Raw genomic sequence first — 24,334 nt, 5'->3', positions numbered from 1 at the left:
CCTACTGTAAAAGTCCTTTTTATCTTTCAATATCTGTGATAATTATCGCAGAAAATTCATTGTACTACTCACCCCGCCCATTATTGGGCGAGGGCTTTTTTTTACAGCTATTGAGCGATTTTATTGTATTTTTGCTTTTTTAATTAATGCCATAACGTTCACGATAGGCTTTTACTGCTGGCAAATGTGCCGATAATGTCTCACTTTCAGTTAAGTAGCTAATTAAATCATCCAAAGTAATAATTGAATAAACTTGGCATTGATAATCGCGCTCTAATTCTTGTATTGCAGAAAGCGAACCACGCCCTTTTTCTTGTCTATCTAAACTAAGCAATACCCCTGACAGCGTCGCATCATGTTGTTTGATTATTTCCATCGATTCACGAATAGCCGTTCCAGCGGTAATAACATCATCAACAATCACCACATTCCCTGTTAATGGACTGCCGACTAATGTCCCTCCTTCACCATGATCTTTAGCTTCTTTACGATTAAAGCAGTAAGGAACATCCATATCATGATGTTCAACTAAGGCCACTGCGGTCGTTGTCGCGATGGGAATACCTTTATAAGCCGGTCCAAACAGCACATCACAAGGCACATGATTATCTATTAATGTTTGTGCATAAAACTGTCCCAATAAAGCCAAGTCACGCCCAGTATTAAATAAACCTGCATTAAAAAAATAAGGACTAACACGACCTGATTTCAGCGTAAACTCACCAAATTTTAATACATTTTTTGCTAATGCAAGTTCGATAAAGTGGCGCTGGTAGGCTTTCATTTTTTTCTCCTATTAAGATTGCTTAATGACAGATTTTAGACATAAAAAAAGCGACTTTTCAGTCGCCTTAAAAAATAGAATTTATTGCTTCAGCGCCTCTTTTTGCGCTTCAAATATCTTTTCTAATCCCCCTTTCGCAAGGGCGAGTAAAGCAAGTAACTCTTCATGACTAAATGGTGCACCTTCTGCCGTACCCTGTACTTCAATCATACGGCCATCATCGATCATCACCACATTCATATCCGTTTCGGCTGCGGAATCTTCAACATATTCCAAATCGCATAATGGTTGACCATCAACGATACCCACAGAAACAGCGGCTACCATTGATTTAAGAGGGCTCTTTTTCAGCTTACCTTCTGCAACCATTTTATTTAAAGCATCCACTAACGCGACACAAGCACCAGAAATAGAGGCGGTGCGAGTACCCCCATCGGCTTGAATAACATCACAATCAACCGTGATAGTAAATTCACCCAAGGCCTTTAAATCCACAGCGGCACGTAGTGAGCGAGCGATTAAACGTTGGATTTCCATTGTGCGGCCAGTTTGTTTACCGCGAGCGGCTTCACGAGCATTACGACTGTTAGTGGCGCGAGGAAGCATGCCATATTCTGCTGTCACCCAGCCTTGCCCTTGTCCTTTAAGAAAACGAGGTACACCCTCTTCTACAGTGGCATTACACAAGACTTTGGTATCACCAAATTCAACTAATACAGAACCTTCAGCATGTTTTGTATAGTGACGAGTAATGGTAATCGGACGTACTTGGTCTGCTTGTCTGTCTGCTGGACGCATGGTGTTATCTCCGCTTTCTCTGACATATTGGGGGCGCATTATACGACCTAAAACGGCTTATGCCTATCCTTGTGTTGATACCTAGGGTTATAATCGTTACATCATTTACAATATTGAGACCCTATTATGATCCGTAGTATGACCGCTTTCGCTCGTCGAGATATCAAAAAAGAGTGGGGTAGCGCCGCATGGGAACTGCGTTCCGTTAATCAACGTTACCTTGAAACATATATCCGTTTACCTGAGCAATTACGTAGTTTAGAGCCTGTTATTCGTGAACGTCTACGTAATCGCTTAACACGCGGTAAAATAGAATGTAACTTGCGTTTTGAACTCAATGCTCACTCACAAGGTGAACTGACTTTGGATGAAAATTTAGCAAGGCAACTGATTGTTTCTGCTAACTGGGTAAAAAGCCAAAGTCATGAAGGTACTATCAGCCCATTTGATATTTTACGTTGGCCTGGGGTTATCTCAGCCCAAGAGCAAGATTTAGATGCCATTGGTAGCGAACTATTAGCAGAGCTTGATGTAGCTATCGATGCCTTTATTGCAAGTCGAGAAGCTGAAGGCCAAGCACTCAAAACGCTGATTGAGCAACGTTTAGATGCCGTAAGTGCTGAGGTCGTAAAAGTAAGAGCACAGATGCCAGAAATTCTCCAATGGCAACGTGAGCGCTTAACCAGCAAATTAGAAGAAGCACAAGTTCAAGTCGATAATAATCGTTTAGAGCAAGAATTAGTGATGTTAGCGCAACGCTTAGATGTCGCTGAAGAGCTTGATAGATTAGATGCCCACGTTAAAGAAACACGCAAAATTCTCAGTAAAAAAGAGGCTGTCGGTCGTCGCCTTGATTTTATGATGCAGGAGTTTAATCGTGAATCCAATACACTAGCATCCAAATCAATTAATACGGATGTCACCAATTCCGCTATTGAATTAAAAGTATTAATTGAACAGATGCGTGAGCAGATCCAGAATATTGAGTAAATTATCGCTTATATTTATTCAGTCTCACGACATCACCCAACATAGTAAGCCAGTATAAATGCTGGCTTTTTAAGTTACTTAAGTCATATTTTGATATCACTAAATAAAAGCGCAAGAGAATTTGGACGAGTTTAAAAAGCTTGTTTGGTTATACCTTAGCGCTGTAATCCCTCACCCAATATAAACTACATCAACAAATAGTTATCTCTGATCACTGAGTACAATTGCATATTTATTATTTAAAATGTACACTTAAGATGTACATTATAGGAGAAATATTATGCGTACATATACCTCGACACAAGCCCGAGCCAATATTTCAGAAGTATTAGATATTGCGACCCACGGTGAACCTGTTGAAATCACCCGCAGAGACGGTTGTTCAGCGGTTGTTATCAGTAAAACTGAATTTGAGTCATACCAGAATGCTAAGCTAGATGCAGAGTTTGATATGATGATGCAACGTCATGGACATACCGTAGAGGCACTGACAAATCGATGATATGGGTTAGCGCACAGGAAGTTATCGCTTTCCATGATCGTATATTACAACGTTTCCCAGGTGTGGCCGGTATGTCCGATCCTGGCAGAGCGGAAGCTCTTATTTACCGGGTGCAAAACCGTAAACATTATGAAGGCATTACAGATGTGTTTGAACTGGCAGCAACTTATTGGGTCGCTATCGCTCGAGGGCGCATATTTAATGACGGTAATAAACGTACCGCATTTTTTGTGACCATGACATTTCTCTATCGTAATGGCATCAGGATCCGCGATACCGACAATACGCTGGAAAACTTAACAGTGGAAGCGGCTACAGGTGAGAAAACCGTCGACCAGTTAGCAAAACATCTACAAAACTTGGTAGAGAAAACTAACTAAAATAGTTTTCATTAGCAAAATAAAGGCTCCTTTCAATATTTCATACCAAATATGACAAGGTGGCACAGCCCACTTCCCCTAAAATGAGATAGCTATAATTAGTTTTACCGCATTAAGGACAGCTAACAACTTTACCTCTCAATACCTCCCAATCCCAGTCCACTGAAAACTTAATTTTTACAATGTACACATTCAGCAAAAAAGCCTCTCCAGCACTGATTTCTGAAGTAACATGATTTTACGACGCAACTGGGTGAAAATGAAACTATAATTTCCTTATTCAATTAAAAATGAAAGTATTATTTCACTTTAATCTATTTGAGAATATCGAACAGTCACTTTACTCAAAGCCAAAAGTGAAGCTATACTTTCACTAACTGAAGATTTAAGAAAATATAGTTTCACTATGAATACCATCGAATCAACAACAAAGCGCACTGCTGTCGTTTTTCCAAAACATAAAAAGGTGTTAAGCATTTTGGGCGAGAACTTAACTCTAGCAATGAAGCGACGTGGTATTACCCAAGAAATGATGCATAATCGAACAGGATTGTCTAAACCAACGCTACGAAAAATCCTAAAAGGCGATCCTTCCGTTTCGCTTGGTCACTATGTCAACGTATTAGCCTCCTTAGGCCTCTTAGAAGACTTAACCAAAGTCGCCTTTGATGACGAATTGGGAAGAAAGCTGCAAGACATCCAATTGCTGAAAAAAAAATAAGGGTATCGCATTATGGAAATCTACGTTTATGCTGATTGGACTGAATCAACTGACCCTGTATTAGTTGGTACATTACGATCATCAGAAATTAGAGGCAAAGAACATTTCAGCTTTAGTTATGACAAAACATGGTTAACCTCCGATTATGTCCGCCAGATTGACCCTTCTTTAAAACTATTCGTTGGCGAGCAACATGCGCAGGACGATAAGAATTTCAAAATATTTCTCGACTCATGCCCTGATCGTTGGGGTCGACTATTAATGCAACGCAGAGAAGCGGTGGTGGCTAGGCAAGAAAAACGGCGAGCAAAAAGCCTATATGAGACGGATTACTTACTAGGCGTTCACGATTCATTTCGCATGGGAGCACTGCGCTTTCGTACATCTCCAAATGGTCCATTTTTAGATGATAACCATGAGCTTGCAGCACCCACAATAACCAGTTTACCCGAGCTACAACATGCCGCCAATAAAATCGAAGAAACTCCGGATTTAGATAATCCAGATTATCTGAAGTGGCTCAATATGTTGATCTCACCGGGATCATCACTAGGCGGAGCCAGACCAAAGGCATCAATAAGAAATCACGACGATAGTTTGTGGTTAGCTAAGTTCCCTAGCCGTCACGATGATTACGATATTGGCTTATGGGAGTTCATTGTTTATCAAATGGCTATTGAATCTGGGATCGAAATGGCTGAATCAAAAGCTGAGGCTATTGGCAAACATCATATTTTTTTAACAAAAAGATTCGACCGTACCAAAACAGGAAAGCGACTACACTTCAGTTCAGCGATGACTCAACTAGAGTACTTTGATGGTCAGGATAATGGCGCAAGTTACTTAGAGCTGGCTGAGTTTCTGATCCAAAACGGCTCGAATACTCAGTCAGATCTTGAACAACTTTGGACTAGAATACTGTTTAATATCATGGTATCTAATTGTGATGATCATCTTAGAAATCACGGATTCATTCTAGAGCCTACTGGTTGGCGACTATCTCCCGCCTACGATATTAACCCTATGTTATACGCCTATGGTCTACACCTTAATATTGATGACGTCAGCAATGCGCTTTCTACCGACTTGGCATTTGACGTCGCAGAGTATTTTCACGTTACCAAAAGTAAAGCGAAGTCCATATACCAAAGATTGTTCAAAGCAGTTTCACAATGGGAAAGCCTTGCCCAACAAGCGGGTATCTGCAAAGAAGAAAGAGAATTATTGAGGGACTGCTTTCGACTCGACTAGAACGCCATCGCACTTTTATGCGCATAAAGTGTGAAAGGTAAATTGATTACTGAACCATTCTTTTTACTAAACGGAGAAATACAGCGGCCAGAGATCTACACAAAGTTACTTTATAGGTAACAATTGATAGGGTTACTTCACGACACTCAGGCCTATTATTTTTTGGATACCAGAGTATTCATATTGCGCTTATTTCTATAAACATGGACATAAAATAAAGGATCCTTTCAATATTTCATACCAAATATGACAAGGTAGTAACATATTGAATTTTCGCTGATTAACATTGCGACGGATCACTCACCAATGCGAAGATAGCATTTATCATTCCGTTTAAAAGCAAATCTGTAACGCTATCATTTAGCTAGAGCTTGTCTAATAAACCCTTTATTTTTCGCCAACAACTGTGTTGCTTGTTGTGCATTTACGCCGGCTAAAATCATCAAAATCGCTGTTTTACAATGACGTTGGCATTGTGCTAGTGCGTGTTCAGCAGTAGCTCGATCACACTCTGTTGCTTGCATCACAATACGAATTTGGCGCTCAATTAATTTGGCATTAGTGGCTTCAACATCCACCATTAAATTACCAAACACTTTACCCATCTTTATCATGGCACCTGTGGTTATCATATTTAATATCAGTTTTTGTGCCGTGCCTGCTTTCATACGTGATGAGCCAGTTACCACTTCAGGCCCCACAATCGGCGTAATAGCAATATCGGCACGTTGCGCTATGGGACTATCAGGATTACAGCTAATTGCCCCGGTCACCGCACCTAGTGAGCGTGCATATTCTAATGCGCCAATCACATAAGGCGTTCGACCACTGGCTGCAATCCCAACTAGTACATCCTTAGCATTAAAATTAAGCTGGCGTAAATCCTCTGCCCCCAATTGGACATTATCTTCTGCATTTTCAACCGCTTGTAAAATGGCTTTGTGTCCCCCGGCAATTAAGCCAATCACCATATCATGGGGGGTTCCATAGGTTGGAGGACATTCACTGGCATCTAAAATTCCCAAACGACCAGAAGTACCTGCACCGCAATAAATTAATCGACCACCTTGAGAAAATGCTGTTACGACCTTATCCACCAGCCGTGCAATATGGGGTAATGTGGCTTCAACCGCAAAAGGCACTTTTTTATCTTCATTATTAATGACTTTTAGCATTTCAAGTGTTGAAAGTGTATCAATATGTTCGCTGTGATGATTGCGACTTTCCGTGACAAGATTGCTAAGGTCAATAGCCATTATTACTCTCCAAATATTATTAATTATTTGATTAAGACAAAGAAATTAACTGCTTTTATACCACTATTATTGGTAATATTTTCAAAATCATTATAAACGGTACTCTACATGACATTTATTAAATCTATTTCGACCTTTATCAGTCTAATAACACTTTTTTGCTCATTTTCTTTACACGCTAATTTCGAAGAGCAAGATAAAAAATTATTTGAAGATACCCGCAAAGAAGCACTAAACCATAATGCACTCGCTCAATATCAGTTAGCCGAAATGTATTTACTGGGGGATGGCGTAGAAAAAAACCTGCTAAATGCACAGCTGTGGGCAAATGAAGCAATAAAAAGTGGCTATGCCGATGCCTATGCGCTCCTTGCTGACATTTACCTCTTTAATGCCGACCCTTATTTTAAAAGCTATTATGTCGAAGCAAAAGAGTTAGCCACCACTGCCGTTAATAAAGGAAGCATGAGAGGAAAAATCAGCTTAGCAACCGCGCTTATTGCCCCTTTATCTGGTGAAGTAGATTATCAGCAAGCGATGGTATTACTTGAAGAAGCCACACAAGGACATCAACAAGAACTTGTTTATGCTCCCATTTGGTTAGGTATTTTATATAGTGGTATAGGTAATATTCCTGTCGATATGGAAAAAACCAATAAATTATTTGCACAAGCCAATGAAATGACATTTGAAGGATTTGCTCAAGCAATGGCCTCTTTTATGTTCTCAGGTCAATATCATATTATCGAGCCCAACAAACAAAAAGCAGATGCATTTATGAAACAAGCCTGTGAAGAAGCGAGAAAAGTTGGCAATGAATTTTATTGCCAACCAGAATTAAATTAACCGAAATTAAAGCTAATAAATGCCCCTAGCTCAGAAAAGGGATGGTTATGCTTATATCATCTCTTTTCTATTCATCTCGACGTGACACCTATTTTTTACAACGCCATACGGTATTCAATTACACCTGGTTTTTCAGCCACCCAATCATACAGACGTTGACCCCGTAAATTGGTTTCCTGTGTATGCCAGTACAAACGAGCACAATTACGCTGTTTAGCCTGTTGATTTACAAAATCGATTAATTTTTTCCCCACATGACAACCACGAGCTTCAGGTGAAACAAACAAATCTTCGAGGTAACAAAAATCACTTTCAGCCCAAGTTGAACGATGAAAAAGATAATGAACAAAACCCAGTATTTTTTTGCCATCTGTTGCAACAGCACAGTAAATCAGCTCTTTCTCATCAAAAAAGCGCGCCCATGTTTTTAATGTTATCTCTTCTGATAATTCAACGTTATAAAATTCCTGATAACTTAACCAATATGGTAACCATTGAGCATAATGCTCTTGCTCAATAAGTTGAACGGAAACTGCCATCGATATTGTGCTCATTTATTTACTTCCTTCTACTCTCATCAACGCGATAAAAAGATATCACTCGGCCTGTTATTGCTGTCATAGTACGTTTAATTCTGGCTCTTAATAAGGTACACTTTTTGTGTTTTTATAGGATCCACTTTATGAAACAGAAACCAACAGCTTATTTCCCTAACCTTGTATTAGAAGAAGGGTCTATTAGCTCACAAGTCTATTACGCCGTTAGAAAGGCTATTTTAGAAGGCGTTCTATCTCCGGGTAGCCGTCTACCGTCAAGTCGCACATTGGCTGAAATGATGTCGATTTCTCGCAATTCTGTTATTGCCGGATTTGAACGTTTAATTGATGAAGGCTATTTATTTACTCGTCGCGGGTCGGGCACTTTTGTTACGAATACCATTCCTGATAGCATTCATTCCAATCAGTGGGTTAAAACGCCCCTGCCGACGTCTTCATTGCATATCGATAATGAATTAGGAACACTTAATCCTAATTTGCAAAAGATGCATGCTTTTTGGCAACAATCACAACTAAATACCAATAGTCGCTTTATGTTTCATGTGGGTGTTGGGTGTATTGATCTTTTCCCCCATGAGCTTTGGGGAAGATTATTAGGACGAGTTTGGCGACACTCCAAAAAAGAACTCGCAACCTTTAACTCGCCAACAGGCTATACACCATTAAAAAAGATGATATGCCAATATGCCCAATCAACGCGTGGACTTAACTGTCAACCTGATCAAGTCATCATTGTCAATGGCACACAGCAAGCGATTAATCTTGCTACTCGAGTACTATTACAAGAGGGAGATACTGCTTGGTTAGATGATCCTGGTTATGACAGCGCTCGAGCTATCTTTACATCGTATGGTATAAAAATACACCCCGTTCGTTCAGATAGTGACGGTATGGATATTTCTCAAGCTATAGACCAATGCCCGCAAGCAAAACTGGTTTTCACCACACCTTCACATCAATTCCCTTTAGGTAATACTCTTTCACTTTCACGTCGTATTGCCTTATTAGAGTGGGCATCGTCCAATAACATGTGGATCTTTGAAGATGATTACAATAGCGAATTTCGCTATCACACTAAACCCATTCAAGCTCTACAAGGATTAGACAAACATCAGCGGGTTATTTATGCCGGAACCTTTTCAAAAATGATGTACCCAGGATTTCGTTTAGGCTTTTTAGTGGTACCTCCATCTTTAATTGACAGCTTTAAAGTCGCTAAATACTACACCGACTCTCATTCTGGTTTTTTAGAACAAGCAACATTAGCGCTATTTATATCTCAAGGACATTATGCTCGCCATGTTAGACGGATCAGAAAAGCCTGTTATGAACGTTATCTAACGTTAACCAATACGATAAAAAAGTATCTCTCTCACATTTTTCGTATTGAACCGACTGATTCTGGCATCCATATTGTCTGCTGGTTACAGTCTGGTTATACAGAAGAATATATTGTGAAAGAGGGACGGAAAATTGGGTTAGCCATACAGCCTTTATCGCGTTATTGTATTCAATCTTATCCTAAACAGGGTATATTATTAGGGTATGCCGCACACCATCCCTCTGAAATTGAAAAAAATATTATTTTGCTTGCTCAAGCTTTATCTAAATAAATAACATTTATTCTTATTTATCTTTTTCACTATAAAAATCGAATAAGATTTCTATTTACCCTATTTTATTTTTGGGGGTGCAATAATAAACCCAAGCTGGCGGTACATTTAACATCACACGTTTTTTCTCTAAATGAAAATAACGAGATAATGTTTTTTCATATCGAGTGGTATATTGAAACAACACAAAACAACCTTGGGTTTTTAATAATTCGCTATGTACCCGCTTTAAGATTTTTAACCCTAACCTTCTGTTAATAGACAAGAAAGGCAACCCAGAAATAATCATATTATAATGACTATCTAACTTTTCAGCCGACGCTGTATAGATGGTTAAACGGGGATCATTAATCTTATTCAGCTCATTAGCGAATGCTGGCTCTATCTCAAAAACATCTAATACCGAGTTTGATGACATACGTTTTAAGATCTGTTGCGTAATCACCCCAGTACCCGCACCTAATTCGGCGATTTGGATATCTTGTTGCCAATTTAATTTATTGAGCATTTCATAACATAACCAACGTGATGAAGGCGCAATAGTTCCCATTGTAGTAGGAGACAGTACAAACCGCTTTAAATATGAATAATAGGTTGATAATGGAAAGTAGGTTGATAAATCCATCTTGCGCCCCCTAAAGCTTTTATCTAGATAAAATAAAAATCAGATAAAATGAAGTACATTCATCGTTATTTTTTATTTATGAATTTATGTCATCTCACTAATGACGGATTTCAGTATAAAGCTTGGAGCTATCTCTAAGTAAATACGTTTTTCTTATATATTACACTATTTTACATTTTTCTATTTTTATCATTGTTTATTAGACAAGAATATAAATTTATTTATCAAAAAAATGAAATAAGTCATAACGGAATCATCTTAATCTTTTTTATAAATGATTTGTGCTTAATGTTCACTTAATTAATGGCGCATTATTTTTAACAAATTCGTGATATTTGTTCGTTCTGTGGTTTCCTTTTGTTAACTCTATGCAGACTATTAGAAACACTTCTAATTCTTTGGTAAATAATCAATAAATTCACTTGCACCTCTCTCTATATTTTGTCAGGTTAGTGTGAAGTCTCTCACTATTCCTACAGACAAAGACAGGGTAATTACAATGAAAAATGTTGGTTTTGTGGGCTGGCGTGGTATGGTCGGCTCCGTTTTAATGCAAAGAATGGTTGAAGAACGTGATTTTGATGGGATAAACCCTGTTTTCTTCACCACTTCTCAATTAGGTGAAGCAGCACCTGCTTATGGCAATCATCGTAGTACACTGCAAGATGCTTATGATATTGATACGCTCGCCTCACTCGATATCATTATCAGTTGCCAAGGGGGTGATTACACCCATGATATTTATCCCAAATTACGTCAAGCGGGTTGGCAAGGTTATTGGATTGATGCAGCATCTGCACTACGCATGAATGATGATGCGGTGATTATTCTTGATCCCGTTAATGGTCAACATATCCAAGATAGCCTCAATAAAGGTATTAAAACCTTTGTGGGGGGGAATTGCACCGTAAGCTTAATGTTGATGTCTTTGGGCGGACTTTTTGCTAACGATTTAGTTGAGTGGGCTAGTGTCTCCACTTACCAAGCCGCATCCGGTGCAGGTGCGCGTCATATGCGTGAATTATTGTCACAAATGGGTGCATTACATAACCAAGTGGTTAAAGAGCTAGAAAATCCAGCCTCGGCAATTTTAGATATTGAGCGCAAAGTCACTAACTTTACTCGCAGTGGTACTATGCCGACAGAGCAATTTGGTGTTCCACTGGCAGGTAGCTTAATTCCTTGGATTGATAAACAATTGGAAAATGGCCAAAGCCGTGAAGAGTGGAAAGGCCAAGCTGAAACCAACAAGATCTTAAACACCGGTTCAAATATCATTCCTGTGGATGGTCTTTGTGTTCGTATAGGTGCATTACGTTGTCATAGCCAAGCATTCACCTTAAAACTGAAAAAAGATTTACCGGTTAACGAAATTGAGCAATTGCTTGCCCAACATAATGATTGGGTAAAAGTAGTGCCGAACGATCGTGAATTAACAATGCGCGAATTAACCCCAGCAGCCGTAACGGGCACATTAAGTACCCCTGTAGGACGTATTCGTAAACTGAATATGGGGCCTGAATTTATTTCTGCCTTTACCGTGGGTGATCAGTTGTTATGGGGTGCTGCAGAGCCACTTCGTCGTATGCTGAAGATCTTAGCTTAAAACACAACGAATATTATAGATATAAAAACCCGCTAACCTATTGAATTAGCGGGTTTTGTTTGACTCAAGAAAACGTTATTAGATATCGATATTTTCTGCTTTTAGTGCATTCTCTTCGATAAAGGCACGACGAGGTTCAACAGCATCACCCATTAAGGTTGTGAATAACTCATCGGTCGCAATCGCATCTTTCACAGTGACTTGCATCATACGACGTGTATCTGGGTTCATGGTGGTTTCCCATAATTGTTCTGGGTTCATTTCACCAAGACCTTTATAACGCTGTACAGCAAGACCACGACGTGATTCTTTGGTTAACCATTCTAGAGCTTCTTCAAAGCTTGAAATCGCCTGACGACGTTCTCCACGCTCAATATAGGCCCCTTCTTCAATCAGGTTACCAATAATATCGCCCAAATTAGTAATACGTTGATATTCACTACTATGAATAAAATCGTAATCCAATTTATAGTCTGTATCGATACCGTAAGTACGAATGCGTAATACTGGCTCAAATAAACGATTTTCTTCGTTTTGTGTGATGGTATAGCTGTAAGTACTGCTTTGCTCTTCCGCGTTATTTAAACGGTTCACCAAGCCACTCATCCACTCTTCCACTTTCGCTTTATCAGAGAGATCATCTTCTGTCAGCGTTGAGTGATAGACCAAGCTATTTAACATACTCAGTGGATAGAGACGCTCCATACGACGAATAATTTTATGCGCAGCATGGTAGTCAACAACCAGTTTTTCTAATTGTGCACCATGCATAGCAGGGGCATGTTCACTGACGTAAAGCGCTGCACCATCCAGCGCAATAGACATCAGATATTCATCCATCGCATCATCATCTTTAATGTATTGCTCTTGTTTTCCTTTTTTCACTTTATAGAGAGGTGGCTGAGCAATAAAGATATGACCACGTTCGATAATTTCTGGCATTTGGCGATAGAAGAACGTCAGTAATAATGTACGAATGTGAGAACCATCGACGTCCGCATCCGTCATGATAATAATGCTGTGATAACGCAGTTTATCTGGGTTATATTCATCACGGCCAATACCACAACCTAATGCCGTGATAAGCGTTGCCACTTCTTGAGATGCCAGCATCTTATCAAAACGCGCTTTCTCAACGTTTAAGATCTTACCTTTTAACGGTAAAATCGCTTGCGTTTTACGGTTACGCCCTTGTTTTGCCGAGCCACCCGCAGAGTCCCCTTCCACTAAGTAGAGTTCAGAAAAAGCAGGATCACGCTCAGAACAGTCCGCCAATTTACCCGGTAAACCACCTAAATCGAGTGCGCCTTTACGACGCGTCATCTCACGTGCTTTACGCGCAGCTTCACGGGCACGAGCGGCATCAATAATTTTACCGACAACAATTTTTGCGTCAGTCGGATTTTCTAATAGATATTCCACCAGCTTCTCATTCATCAGCGTTTCTACCGCTGTTTTAACTTCAGAAGAAACCAGTTTATCTTTCGTTTGTGATGAGAATTTCGGATCAGGTACTTTAACTGAAATAACCGCAATCAGGCCTTCACGAGCATCATCACCCGTTGCACTGATTTTCGATTTCTTATTAAAGCCTTCTTTATCCATATAGTTGTTTAGCGTACGGGTCATTGCGGTACGGAAACCAACTAAGTGAGTACCACCATCACGTTGTGGAATATTATTGGTAAAGCAATAAACGTTTTCTTGGAAACCATCATTCCACAGCATCGCCACTTCAACACCAATGCCATCTTTCTCTGTAGAAAAATAGAATACATTTTGGTGAATAGGGGTTTTATTACGGCTTAAGTATTCAACGAATGCTTTGATACCACCTTCATAGTGGAAATGATCTTCGCGGTTATCACGTTTATCAATTAAACGAATAGAGACTCCTGAGTTTAAGAAGGAGAGCTCACGCAGACGTTTCGCTAAAATATCATATTGGAATTCAGTCTCACCTTTAAAGGTATCAAGACTTGGCCAGAAACGAACAAAGGTTCCTGACTTATCTGTTTCACCAATCACTTTTAAGCGATCGTCAGGTACACCTGAACGGTAAATTTGTTGATGAATTTTACCATCACGATGGATAGTCAGTTCAAGTTTTTCAGACAACGCATTAACAACGGAAACCCCTACACCATGCAGCCCACCAGAGACTTTATAGGAGTTATCATCGAATTTACCACCCGCATGCAGAACCGTCATAATCACTTCTGCTGCAGAAACGCCCTCTTCTTCATGAATACCCGTTGGAATACCACGGCCATCATCGCGAACAGAGACTGAGTTATCTGAATGGATAGTGACAATAATCTCATCACAGTAACCCGCGAGGGCTTCGTCGATAGCGTTGTCGACCACCTCGAAGACCATGTGATGCAGACCGGTTCCATCATCTGTATCCCCGATATACATCCCCGGGCGCTTACGCACCGCATCCAGCCCTTTTAATACTTTGATACTTGAGGAGTCATATGTATTCGACATCAACGTTTCTCGCTTTATTCCTATGGTTTAACCTCTATTTTGCCATGTTCTACGCTAAATAGCCTGCTATTTACATCTAGCATATCTTTAACTTGCCCAGAAGTGATTGCACTGACAAACACTTGAGCTTGCGTAGACTTTAAACGCTCGGCTAACAACTGGCGCCGATTTGCGTCTAATTCAGAAGCAAAATCATCGAGCAGATACAGGCATCTTTGCCCATTCTTACGAGTGAAATATTCACCTTGTGCCAGCCTTAATGCACACATTAACAACTTAAGCTGACCCCGTGACAACATATCTTCTACCGGAGTGCCGTTAGCACGAATACGTAAATCCGCTTTATGAGCACCTAACGAGGTATATGATAACACTTTGTCACGTTCAAATTGACGTTCTAGCAACTGTGCATAATCGGTTTCTTTATCCCATCCTCGTTGAAAACTGACTTTCAAGGTAAATTCAGGGAGAAATAATTGGCACGTTTCTTCAATATCTTTGGCGATATCTTCTGTATATTCAGCTCGCCATTGGCTTATCTGTTCTGTCAGTAAGATAAGCTCTTTATCCCAAGGTAAGAGTTGTCGATAAGACGACGCTTGCCTGAGTGCTGCATTACGCTGTTTTAAAACGCGTTTTAAATCTGACCATGCAGCAAAAAATCGAGGCTCATTATGAAAACAACCCCAATCGATAAAAGCACGACGATATTTAGGCCCACCATTAAGTAATGTGAACCCCTCAGGGGTGATTAATTGCATCGGTAATAACTTCGCTAACTCTGCAATTTTATGCCCATCGCTACCATCAATACGTACCGTACTGTTACCCTCGCGATCTTTACTTAAACCAATCGAGTAACCGCGACTTTCTTCATCAAGGCCACTTAAACGCCCATGTAAAATAAACGCATTTTCATCATGCTGGATCACTCGATTCGCTTGGGCACTACGAAATGCCCGTCCATGGCCTAATGTGTAAATCGCTTCAAGTATACTGGTTTTCCCACTCCCGTTTGGTCCTACAAGAAAATTAAAACCATCCGCTAATGGCAAATCAGCCTGTTCAATATTTCTAAAATGGCGGATCAATAAACGGGATAAAATCATATTAATCGTGATTACAAGCGCATCGGCATAACAACATAAGCTGCGGCTGCACTTGCCACATTCTCAACCTGTACACTTGAAACAGCATCAGTCAGTAATAATTTTACCTCTTCACACTTGAGTGTGTTTAACACATCAAGAAGGTAGCTCACATTAAAACCGATCTCCATCTCTTCCCCCTGATATTGAACATCAACAATTTCTTCTGCTTCTTCTTGTTCAGGGTTGTTAGCGGTAATTTTTAATTGTCCATTAGTGAGGTTAATACGCACCCCACGGAATTTTTCATTCGATAAAATCGCCGCACGAGAGAACGCTTGTTTGAGGATATCACAACCTGCGATAACTGTTTTAGTCGGATTTTTCGGTAATACGCGGCGATAGTCAGGGAAACGACCATCAACCAGTTTCGAGGTAAAAATAAAGTCACCTACATGAGCGCGTAAATTATTACTGCCAATTTGTAACTGTAATAAACTCTCACCACTGCCATCAAGTAAACGCATCAGTTCAATAACACCTTTACGTGGCACAATAACAGAATGTCCGGGTAAAGATTGTCCAATATCCATGGCACAGACCGCTAAACGGTGACCATCAGTAGCAACCGTGCGCAATTCCGTGTTTTCCGTTTCAAATAACATACCGTTGAGGTAGTAACGCACATCTTGATGCGCCATTGAAAACTGTGTGGATTCAATCAAACGTTTTAGAGTGGCTTGTGGCAAAGTAAATTCAACCTCACTTTGCCAATCGTCTAAATTCGGGAAATCAGACGCAGGGAGTGTCGATAAAGAAAAACGACTTCTTCCTGAACGAACGAGTAAGCGATCACCGTCTAATTCTACGCTGATTTCTGCTCCCTCAGGTAATCCGCGCCAAATATCAAAAAACTTACGCGCAGGAACAGTCGTTGCACCGATTTCATGAGATTGGCTAAGACTCACTCTTGCCATCATCTCCATCTCAAGGTCTGTACCTGTTAGCGATAAGGTATTCTCCGTCACCTTAAGCAACAGGTTGCCTAAAATAGGTAAAGTTGGGCGACCGCCTAAAGGGCCGCTGACTTGTTGCAGCGGCTTTAGCAGCTGTTCTCGTTCAATGATAAATTTCATAGCGCTAGGATGATAATGTTCTGATTAAGTTAGAAAAATCTTCTTTGATATCGTGACTTTCTTCACGCAGTTGCTCTATTTTTCGGCAAGCATGCAGTACCGTAGTATGGTCACGACCACCAAAGGCATCCCCGATTTCAGGCAAGCTGTGGTTTGTTAATTCCTTTGCCAGCGCCATTGCCATTTGCCTCGGACGGGCAACCGATCGGGATCGTCGCTTCGACAACAAATCCGCTACCTTAATTTTATAATATTCTGCTACAGTTTTCTGAATATTATCGATAGTAACGAGTTTCTCTTGTAATGCGAGTAAATCACGTAATGCTTCACGCACAAAGTCGATGGTAATAGCTCGACCGGTAAAATTTGCGTTAGCTATTACTCGGTTTAATGCACCTTCTAGTTCACGGACGTTAGAGCGGAGTCGTTTAGCAATAAAAAACGCCACTTCATCAGGTAACTGGATTTGATTTTCGTCCGCTTTTTTCATCAAAATCGCCACACGCGTTTCTAATTCTGGTGGTTCAATGGCTACAGTCAATCCCCAACCAAAGCGCGATTTTAATCGATCCTCTACCCCGTTAATCTCTTTAGGATAACGGTCTGAGGTTAAAATAATTTGCTGATTTCCCTCTAACAAAGCGTTAAAGGTATGAAAAAACTCTTCTTGTGAACGCTCTTTATTGGCAAAAAATTGAATATCATCAATTAATAGCGCGTCTACAGAGCGATAGTAGCGTTTAAAATCTTCAATAGCATTATTTTGTAACGCTTTTACCATATCTTGCACGAAACGTTCCGAATGCATATAAACAACTTTAGCATTGGCTTTACGTTCCATAATACTGTTGCCCACCGCATGCAATAGATGCGTTTTACCCAGACCCGTTCCCCCATATAAAAACAGTGGGTTATAAGCTCCTCCAGGATTATCAGCAACTTGTCTTGCGGCAGCTCTAGCAAGTTGGTTCGATTTACCTTCAACGAAATTATCAAATTTATGTTTAGGATTCACATTAGAACGATAATTAAGTTCAGGTAACTGGGATTGCGGTTGATTATCCCAGCTAGGACGCACAGGCTGGCTGTTAGTCGGTGTGGAATTAACCGCGGGATGTGTCACGGTTTTGGGAACACTCTCGGTGGTACGTGCTGATACAGGTTTATTCCCCACTTCAAAACGCAACGAAGGGACATCAGAACCACAAAAGTCGACTAATAACGCATTAATATTATTAATGTACTTTTCTCTTACCCAATCTAACACAAAACGATTAGGTGCATACAGTGCCAGCGTGTTATCGCTTAGTTCTGCCTGCAAGGGACGTATCCACATACTAAATTCAGTGGCAGGTAACTCATCCTGCAATCGGGCAAGACAATGCTGCCAAAGCGAAAGTGACACGGCGGACTCCCCTCAAAAACAAGACTAAAAAATAAACAGGAAAAATGTGATTAAACACTTAGGTACACAACACCGTTCCTCTTCAATTCTTAATAAGGAACAACTTTGATGACCACGATTTTTACATCGTGCTTCACGATCGCAGACTGGTTGTTCTGATCGTGACGGGGGATCATATCGCAAAATGAAACGAAGATCCTCTTTCTTTTACACAGTTTTTATGGTTTTTATCCACAGGCTTACCTATTTGTGATAATTCTCCGAAATAAATAGGTAAGGGAGTTCTAGTGTACTTGAGTCACCCTATAAATAGCAATTGGGGATAACTTTCTGTAAGTAAATTTCTGCTCTTCTTATAAAGGATGATCAATTATCTGCATGATGATCCACCAAAGATCCTTGCGCTTTCACCCTGAGTCCGTATAATCTTGCACCCTGCGTGCTTGTACCAACAATTCGCCCTTTATCTTCCCTTTTTAGGGTGTCGATAAGAGCGAGCGTTGCGCATAAGTAAGGATTGATAATCGGGTTTGCTAAAAAAGACGACAAAAATCGGTACTTAAAACGTCATCTTCATTGACGCATTTGAGTGATTTTATTACAATCCCGCATCTTTCCATCATTGATGCTGCGATTGAAGTACTGGTTTGTTTATTTATTGCACTCCTGTCTGTCAACGCATTTGCTGAATCAGTAATAATATAAAGTAGGTAGAAATCGCTATGAAACGCACTTTTCAACCGTCTGTACTGAAGCGCAACCGTAACCACGGCTTCCGCGCTCGTATGGCCACTAAAAATGGTCGTCAGGTTCTGGCTCGCCGTCGTGCGAAAGGCCGCGCTCGTCTGACCGTTTCTTCGAAATAATAAAAGCTAACCATTCCGTGGTTAAGCTCGCTTTTCCAAGGGAGTTACGTTTGTTAACTCCCAAGCATTTCAATTTTGTTTTCCAGCAGCCACAGCGTGCGAGTTCACCAGAAGTTACAATTTTGGGTCGCCAGAATGAGCTGGGGCATCCCCGCATCGGTCTAACTATCGCAAAGAAAAACGTTAAACGTGCTCATGAGCGTAATCGGATTAAACGATTAGCCCGTGAATACTTTCGTTTACATCAGCATCAATTACCTGCTATGGATTTTGTGGTATTAGTAAGGAAGGGGGTAGCTGAACTTGATAACCACCAATTGACGGAAGTGTTGGGTAAATTATGGCGTCGTCATTGTCGCTTGGCTCAAAAATCCTGATCTTGCTGATTAGGGGCTATCAACTGGGGATTAGTCCTCTGTTGGGGCCTCGTTGTCGTTTCAATCCTACGTGCTCTCATTATGGTATTGAGGCATTGCGCAGGTTTGGAATGATAAAAGGTAGTTGGTTAACAGTGAAACGCATATTAAAATGCCACCCTTTACACGAAGGTGGTGATGATCCTGTCCCACCTAGAAAAAACGACGATAACAGAGAAAATTAACGATGGATTCGCAACGCAATCTTCTATTCATCGCTTTACTGTTCGTTTCTTTCCTGATCTGGCAGCAGTGGGAGGGTGATAAAGTATCACAAAACACCACCACTACTACTCAGGTCTCGCAACAAGCGGACATGCCAAGCAGTGATAGTCTTGCTGTGACTGGTAACAGCAATGAGCAGGCAAAATTGATTACCGTAAAAACTGACGTACTTGATCTTCGTATCAATACTCAGGGCGGTACTATCGATGAGGCTGATTTGTTAGCCTATCCCGCCGAGCTTAATTCAAAAACCCCTTTCCGTTTACTGGAAACTACACCTCAATTCCTGTATCAGGCTCAAAGTGGCTTAATTGGCCCTGATGGTCCAGATCAGAAATCTCGCCCTGTCTACAGTGCCACACAACAAGAATTTATCTTAGGTGAAAACCAAGATGAATTACGTGTACCTATGACTTTTGTGAATGAAGAAGGCGTGAAATTCGTCAAAACCTTTATTCTGAAAAAAGGTCAGTATGACATTGGTATTGAATACAAAGTTGAGAACCCAACAGATAAAACACTGACAATGAACTTTTATGGTCAGTTAAAACAGTCTGTTAAGTTACCAGAACACCGTGATACTGGAAGTAGCAACTTTGCGCTACATACCTATCGTGGTGCGGCTTATTCATCAGATGAAACCAACTATAAAAAATATAGCTTTGGTGATATCGAAGATAAAAACCTTTCTATCACAACCAACAATGGTTGGATTGCGATGTTACAACAATACTTCGCAACCGCGTGGATCCCAGCTAAAGATAGTCAGAATAACAACTTCTACTCTATCACTTTAGATAATAAATCTATCGCACTGATTGGTTATAAATCAGCACCTATTACTGTTGCACCCAATAGCACACAGGATATCACTTCAACATTATGGGTCGGGCCTGAGATCCAGTCTGAAATGTCTGCAATCGCACCACATTTAGACCTATCTGTTGACTATGGTTGGTTATGGTTTATCTCTCAGCCACTGTTTAAGCTGTTGAAATTCCTGCACAGCTTTATCGGTAACTGGGGTTTCTCCATCATCATGATCACCTTTATCGTTCGTGGTATTATGTATCCACTCACGAAAGCGCAATACACCTCTATGGCGAAAATGCGTTTACTGCAACCAAAACTGGCGGCACTTCGTGAGCGTATTGGTGATGATAAACAACGTATGAGCCAAGAAATGATGGCGTTATACAAACAAGAGAAAGTTAATCCTCTTGGTGGTTGTTTACCGCTGATTATCCAGATGCCAATCTTCCTTGCCTTATACTATATGTTAATGGGCTCGGTTGAATTACGTCATGCGCCATTTATATTATGGATCCAAGACTTATCAGCACAAGATCCGTACTATATTCTGCCATTATTAATGGGTGTGACGATGTTCATCATTCAGAAACTGTCACCAACAGCAGTCACTGATCCGATGCAACAAAAAATTATGACCTTTATGCCGGTTGTATTTACTGTATTTTTCCTGTGGTTCCCATCAGGTCTGGTTCTGTACTATATCGTCAGTAACCTAGTAACCATTATCCAGCAGCAGTTAATCTACCGCGGTCTGGAAAAACGTGGACTACATAGTAGAGACAAAAAATAAGGTCACATCAGGAAAAACCTCTTCTTTGGTTACATTCAAAGAAAAGTGACATAAAATAGTGAAGGCGGTCTAATAGGCCGCCTTCTGTTTTTTTATTTTTATACGATTAATGATTATTCTGATTAAGCGAGTTCACCATGCATAGCACTGATACTATCGTCGCTCAGGCCACACCTCCTGGAAGAGGCGGTGTTGGTATCCTACGCGTTTCTGGCCCTAAAGCGGCTGTTGTAGCACAAACTATTTTAGGCAAAGTACCTAAGCCACGTTATGCCGACTATCTTCCTTTTCGCAATGAAGATAACTCAGTGCTTGATCAGGGTATCGCCCTTTTCTTCCCTAATCCTAACTCTTTTACGGGTGAAGATGTTTTAGAACTACAAGGCCATGGTGGCCCAATTATTCTCGACTTACTCTTAAAGCGTATTCTACAAATTCCCGGTATCCGTATTGCTAAGCCCGGTGAGTTCTCAGAGCGAGCCTTCTTAAACGATAAACTCGATTTAGCGCAAGCTGAAGCGATTGCCGATTTAATTGATGCCAGTTCAGAGCAAGCGGCACGCTCTGCGATTAACTCTTTACAAGGTGCTTTCTCCTCTCATATTAATGAGATGGTCGAGTCCTTAACCAATTTGCGTATCTATGTTGAAGCGGCTATTGATTTCCCTGATGAAGAGATAGACTTTCTTTCTGACGGGGTGATTGAGGGCAAACTCAATACGGTTATCAGTCAATTAGACGATGTTCGTGCGCAAGCGCGCCAAGGCAGCCTATTACGTGAAGGAATGAAAGTCGTCATTGCCGGGCGCCCTAATGCCGGTAAATCAAGCTTATTAAATGCATTAGCGGGAAGAGAAGCGGCCATTGTCACCGATATAGCGGGTACGACACGAGATGTATTACGCGAACATATCCATATTGATGGTATGCCATTACATATTATCGATACAGCAGGTTTACGTGAAGCCAGTGACGAAGTAGAACGTATTGGTATCGAGCGTGCATGGCAAGAGATTGAGCAAGCAGATAGAGTCCTCTTTATGGTTGATAGTACCACCACCGAGGCGACGACACCGGAAGAGATCTGGCCTGAGTTTATGGCTCGTTTACCTAGCACACTGCCGGTCACCGTTATTCGCAACAAATCAGATTTAACGGGTGAACCTGCCGAGATCACCTCGCAAGGTGACTATCCGATGATCCGTTTATCTGCCCGTGATGGAATGGGCATTGAATTACTACGCTCACACCTTAAAGAAGCCATGGGCTTTAACAGCAATACTGAAGGGGGCTTCTTAGCGCGCCGTCGTCATTTACAAGCATTAAACACAGCCGCTGAACACCTACAACAAGGCTATCAGCAATTGGTTTATGCCAAGTCAGGTGAGCTATTAGCAGAAGAGTTAAGACTTGCTCAACAAGCATTAAGCGAAATTACTGGTGAATTTACATCGGATGATTTATTAGGGCGAATTTTCTCTAGTTTCTGTATTGGGAAGTAACGACCAAACTTTACCTGCTATAGCGTGTAAATATTACTTTACCGGTTATAGCAGGTAATTATAACTCTACACGCTATAACCATTAAATCTTGATCTACACGCTATAACCGGTATATTAGATATTAACGCCTATAACCGGTAGAAGATGATGATCATAATTAATGCCTATCAACTCAGTGTGCATCTAAAAGATGTCCGATTAACAAAAAAACTGTCTCAAAGTAAAGTCGCCCAAAAAGTAGGGATCCGACAAGATACCGTGTCCAATTTTGAACTTAATCCTAATTCCACCAAACTAGAAACCTTTTTCAAACTGCTCTCCGCACTAAATTTAGAGATGGAAATTCATCCTAAAGATGCTAAAAATAATTTAGCACACAAAAGTGAATGGAAAGAGGAGTGGTAAATGGCGAGTCTTGATGTATATATGAATGAATACTATGTGGGCATCTTTACTAAAAAAAGCTCAGGTGCGCATTCATTCCAATATACTGAAGATTGGGTTAATCAACCAGGAAGTCGTCCCATCTCTCTTTCGATGCCATTACAGCTTCAAGAATATCAAGGAGACTGTGTCTATAATTTCTTTGATAATCTGTTACCTGATAATACTGAAATTAGAAATCGTATTGTGAGTCGCTATAATGCGAACTCAAATCAACCCTTTGACCTATTAGCGGCTATCGGTGCAGATACTGTTGGTGCATTAAGGTTACTTCCTAGTGGCAGTACGCCTGCGGATATCAAAAAAATAGAATATCAAAAACTCAATGATACTGAGCTTGAAAAAATTCTACTAGGATATAAATCCAATACTCCACTCGGTATGCTTAAAGAATATACTGATTTCAGAATTTCCATCGCTGGAGCACAAGAAAAAACGGCATTACTTTTAAAAGATAATCATTGGTGTGTGCCACATAATAACACACCAACTACCCATATTATTAAACTGCCAATTGGTGTTATTGAAAGTCATTCTTATACAATGGATTTATCCAATAGTGTAGAAAATGAGTATCTTTGTACCTTAATTGCCAAAGAATTTGATCTTCCCGTCCCCCACTGCTCTATTATTAAAACAAAAAATGTTAAAGCGCTTGCTGTAGAACGTTTTGATAGAAAATATTCATCTGATAAATCGTGGATAATACGTTTACCTCAAGAAGATTTTTGCCAAATTTTAAATATACCTTCTGCGCTAAAATATGAAAATGAAGGAGGGCCTGGCATTATCGATATTATGAAATATTTACTTGGTTCATCAAATGCCGATCAAGATCGTTTTCATTTTATGAAGGCACAAGTGCTATTTTGGCTTTTGGCTGCAACGGATGGACACGCAAAGAATTTTTCTGTTTTTATCAACCAAGAAGGACGTTTCCATCTCACTCCCCTTTATGACATTATGTCCATCTATCCCAATTTCGGAGGACGAGGACTTAATCCACGAGATGCAAAACTTGCTATGGGATTAAAAGCAAGCCGAGGCAAAAAATACGCAATAAAACAAATTTTTCCTCGTCATTTCTACCAAACAGCTGAAGCTGTCGGTTTCGATCCTTCATTAATGAGCGATATTCTTCGTTATTTTTATCAAGAAATGGACGATGTCATACAACGCGTAAAACAGCAATTACCCGAGGATTTCCCTTCTGAGATTAGCAATAC

The 24,334-nt window shown here is 40.4% G+C and carries 24 protein-coding genes; 15 read left to right on the top strand and 9 right to left on the bottom strand.

The features are described from left to right. Positions 1–139 precede the first annotated feature (139 nt). Positions 140–784 carry an orotate phosphoribosyltransferase gene (pyrE, locus tag AACU95_RS12080; RefSeq protein WP_004246493.1) on the bottom strand — a complete coding sequence of 215 codons (645 nt, stop codon included), beginning with the start codon at positions 782–784 and terminating at the stop codon, positions 140–142. A gap of 81 nt (positions 785–865) precedes the next feature. Beyond that, positions 866–1,582 (bottom strand): ribonuclease PH, encoded by a 717-nt coding sequence (gene rph, locus AACU95_RS12075; protein WP_004249946.1) that lies wholly within the window; start codon positions 1,580–1,582, stop codon positions 866–868. 126 nt (positions 1,583–1,708) lie between these two features. Between rph and AACU95_RS12070 the strand changes: the two genes are divergently transcribed. The 5 genes from AACU95_RS12070 to AACU95_RS12050 all read left to right on the top strand — a co-directional run bounded on the left by AACU95_RS12070 (position 1,709) and on the right by AACU95_RS12050 (position 5,426). Continuing rightward, on the top strand, positions 1,709–2,572 hold the full coding sequence (locus AACU95_RS12070) for a YicC/YloC family endoribonuclease (protein WP_004249947.1): 864 nt from the start codon (positions 1,709–1,711) through the stop codon (positions 2,570–2,572). A 280-nt stretch (positions 2,573–2,852) separates the two neighbouring features. After that, positions 2,853–3,074, top strand: coding sequence for a type II toxin-antitoxin system Phd/YefM family antitoxin (locus AACU95_RS12065; protein WP_004246496.1), 222 nt, complete (start codon positions 2,853–2,855; stop codon positions 3,072–3,074). Then, positions 3,071–3,454 (top strand): type II toxin-antitoxin system death-on-curing family toxin, encoded by a 384-nt coding sequence (locus AACU95_RS12060; protein WP_036895893.1) that lies wholly within the window; start codon positions 3,071–3,073, stop codon positions 3,452–3,454. Before AACU95_RS12065 ends, AACU95_RS12060 begins: the two co-directional genes overlap by 4 nt. A 406-nt stretch (positions 3,455–3,860) precedes the next feature. Continuing rightward, entirely contained in the window at positions 3,861–4,175 is a 315-nt protein-coding gene (locus AACU95_RS12055) for a helix-turn-helix domain-containing protein (protein ID WP_004246498.1), read from the top strand. A gap of 12 nt (positions 4,176–4,187) precedes the next feature. Next, the gene (locus AACU95_RS12050; RefSeq protein ID WP_020946511.1) at positions 4,188–5,426 is read left to right on the top strand and encodes a type II toxin-antitoxin system HipA family toxin; all 1,239 of its coding nucleotides are present in this window, start codon (positions 4,188–4,190) and stop codon (positions 5,424–5,426) included. A gap of 356 nt (positions 5,427–5,782) precedes the next feature. Here the strand turns inward: AACU95_RS12050 and murQ are convergent, their stop codons facing one another. Continuing rightward, positions 5,783–6,682 carry an N-acetylmuramic acid 6-phosphate etherase gene (gene murQ / locus AACU95_RS12045; protein WP_141192160.1) on the bottom strand — a complete coding sequence of 300 codons (900 nt, stop codon included), beginning with the start codon at positions 6,680–6,682 and terminating at the stop codon, positions 5,783–5,785. Positions 6,683–6,790: 108 nt separating this feature from the next. Here murQ and AACU95_RS12040 point away from each other — a divergent pair, with 108 nt between their 5' ends. Further along, positions 6,791–7,528, top strand: coding sequence for a tetratricopeptide repeat protein (locus AACU95_RS12040; protein WP_124740808.1), 738 nt, complete (start codon positions 6,791–6,793; stop codon positions 7,526–7,528). A gap of 95 nt (positions 7,529–7,623) precedes the next feature. Here AACU95_RS12040 and AACU95_RS12035 read toward each other — a convergent pair whose 3' ends face one another. Beyond that, a complete protein-coding gene (locus AACU95_RS12035) occupies positions 7,624–8,082 on the bottom strand; it encodes a GNAT family N-acetyltransferase (protein ID WP_124740807.1) in 459 nt (152 codons plus the stop codon). A 128-nt stretch (positions 8,083–8,210) separates the two neighbouring features. Here AACU95_RS12035 and pdxR point away from each other — a divergent pair, with 128 nt between their 5' ends. Further along, a complete protein-coding gene (gene pdxR, locus AACU95_RS12030) occupies positions 8,211–9,698 on the top strand; it encodes a MocR-like pyridoxine biosynthesis transcription factor PdxR (protein WP_124740806.1) in 1,488 nt (495 codons plus the stop codon). 55 nt (positions 9,699–9,753) lie between these two features. Here the strand turns inward: pdxR and AACU95_RS12025 are convergent, their stop codons facing one another. Next, the gene (locus AACU95_RS12025) at positions 9,754–10,323 is read right to left on the bottom strand and encodes a class I SAM-dependent methyltransferase (RefSeq protein ID WP_004249768.1); all 570 of its coding nucleotides are present in this window, start codon (positions 10,321–10,323) and stop codon (positions 9,754–9,756) included. A gap of 499 nt (positions 10,324–10,822) precedes the next feature. On the opposite strand from AACU95_RS12025, the gene asd reads away from it, so the two are divergent. Next, positions 10,823–11,929: an aspartate-semialdehyde dehydrogenase gene (asd, locus tag AACU95_RS12020; RefSeq protein WP_004249769.1), complete on the top strand. Its 1,107-nt coding sequence runs from the start codon at positions 10,823–10,825 to the stop codon at positions 11,927–11,929. Positions 11,930–12,007: 78 nt separating this feature from the next. Here the strand turns inward: asd and gyrB are convergent, their stop codons facing one another. The 4 genes from gyrB to dnaA are packed head-to-tail and all read right to left on the bottom strand — an operon-like array spanning position 12,008 to position 18,051. Further along, complete coding sequence (gene gyrB, locus AACU95_RS12015; protein ID WP_004246504.1) at positions 12,008–14,422, bottom strand: DNA topoisomerase (ATP-hydrolyzing) subunit B; 2,415 nt, start codon at positions 14,420–14,422, stop codon at positions 12,008–12,010. Between the two features lie 20 nt (positions 14,423–14,442). Next, positions 14,443–15,531, bottom strand: a complete 1,089-nt coding sequence (gene recF / locus AACU95_RS12010; protein ID WP_004246505.1) for a DNA replication/repair protein RecF — start codon at positions 15,529–15,531, stop codon at positions 14,443–14,445. 11 nt (positions 15,532–15,542) lie between these two features. Continuing rightward, positions 15,543–16,646 carry a DNA polymerase III subunit beta gene (gene dnaN, locus AACU95_RS12005; protein WP_004246506.1) on the bottom strand — a complete coding sequence of 368 codons (1,104 nt, stop codon included), beginning with the start codon at positions 16,644–16,646 and terminating at the stop codon, positions 15,543–15,545. A gap of 4 nt (positions 16,647–16,650) precedes the next feature. Continuing rightward, on the bottom strand, positions 16,651–18,051 hold the full coding sequence (gene dnaA, locus AACU95_RS12000) for a chromosomal replication initiator protein DnaA (protein WP_004246507.1): 1,401 nt from the start codon (positions 18,049–18,051) through the stop codon (positions 16,651–16,653). Positions 18,052–18,773: 722 nt separating this feature from the next. Between dnaA and rpmH the strand changes: the two genes are divergently transcribed. The 7 genes from rpmH to AACU95_RS11965 all read left to right on the top strand — a co-directional run. Then, entirely contained in the window at positions 18,774–18,917 is a 144-nt protein-coding gene (rpmH, locus tag AACU95_RS11995; RefSeq protein WP_004246509.1) for a 50S ribosomal protein L34, read from the top strand. 17 nt (positions 18,918–18,934) lie between these two features. Beyond that, positions 18,935–19,294, top strand: coding sequence for a ribonuclease P protein component (gene rnpA, locus AACU95_RS11990; RefSeq protein WP_004246510.1), 360 nt, complete (start codon positions 18,935–18,937; stop codon positions 19,292–19,294). Continuing rightward, the gene (gene yidD / locus AACU95_RS11985; protein WP_012368639.1) at positions 19,258–19,518 is read left to right on the top strand and encodes a membrane protein insertion efficiency factor YidD; all 261 of its coding nucleotides are present in this window, start codon (positions 19,258–19,260) and stop codon (positions 19,516–19,518) included. Before rnpA ends, yidD begins: the two co-directional genes overlap by 37 nt. A gap of 2 nt (positions 19,519–19,520) precedes the next feature. Then, positions 19,521–21,161 carry a membrane protein insertase YidC gene (yidC, locus tag AACU95_RS11980; RefSeq protein WP_004246512.1) on the top strand — a complete coding sequence of 547 codons (1,641 nt, stop codon included), beginning with the start codon at positions 19,521–19,523 and terminating at the stop codon, positions 21,159–21,161. Between the two features lie 137 nt (positions 21,162–21,298). After that, positions 21,299–22,663 (top strand): tRNA uridine-5-carboxymethylaminomethyl(34) synthesis GTPase MnmE, encoded by a 1,365-nt coding sequence (gene mnmE / locus AACU95_RS11975; protein WP_004246513.1) that lies wholly within the window; start codon positions 21,299–21,301, stop codon positions 22,661–22,663. A gap of 148 nt (positions 22,664–22,811) precedes the next feature. Beyond that, positions 22,812–23,069 (top strand): helix-turn-helix domain-containing protein, encoded by a 258-nt coding sequence (locus tag AACU95_RS11970; RefSeq protein WP_004249771.1) that lies wholly within the window; start codon positions 22,812–22,814, stop codon positions 23,067–23,069. After that, the coding region (locus AACU95_RS11965; protein WP_161737070.1) for a type II toxin-antitoxin system HipA family toxin at positions 23,070–24,334 on the top strand (1,265 nt) is incomplete at its 3' end. It abuts the gene before it with no gap.

Source organism: Proteus sp. G4415 (assembly GCF_963896075.1).
GTDB classification, from domain to species: Bacteria; Pseudomonadota; Gammaproteobacteria; order Enterobacterales; family Enterobacteriaceae; genus Proteus; species Proteus mirabilis.
The sequence above is the reverse complement of the archived record's forward strand: the minus strand, read 5'-3'. Positions and strand labels throughout refer to the sequence as shown.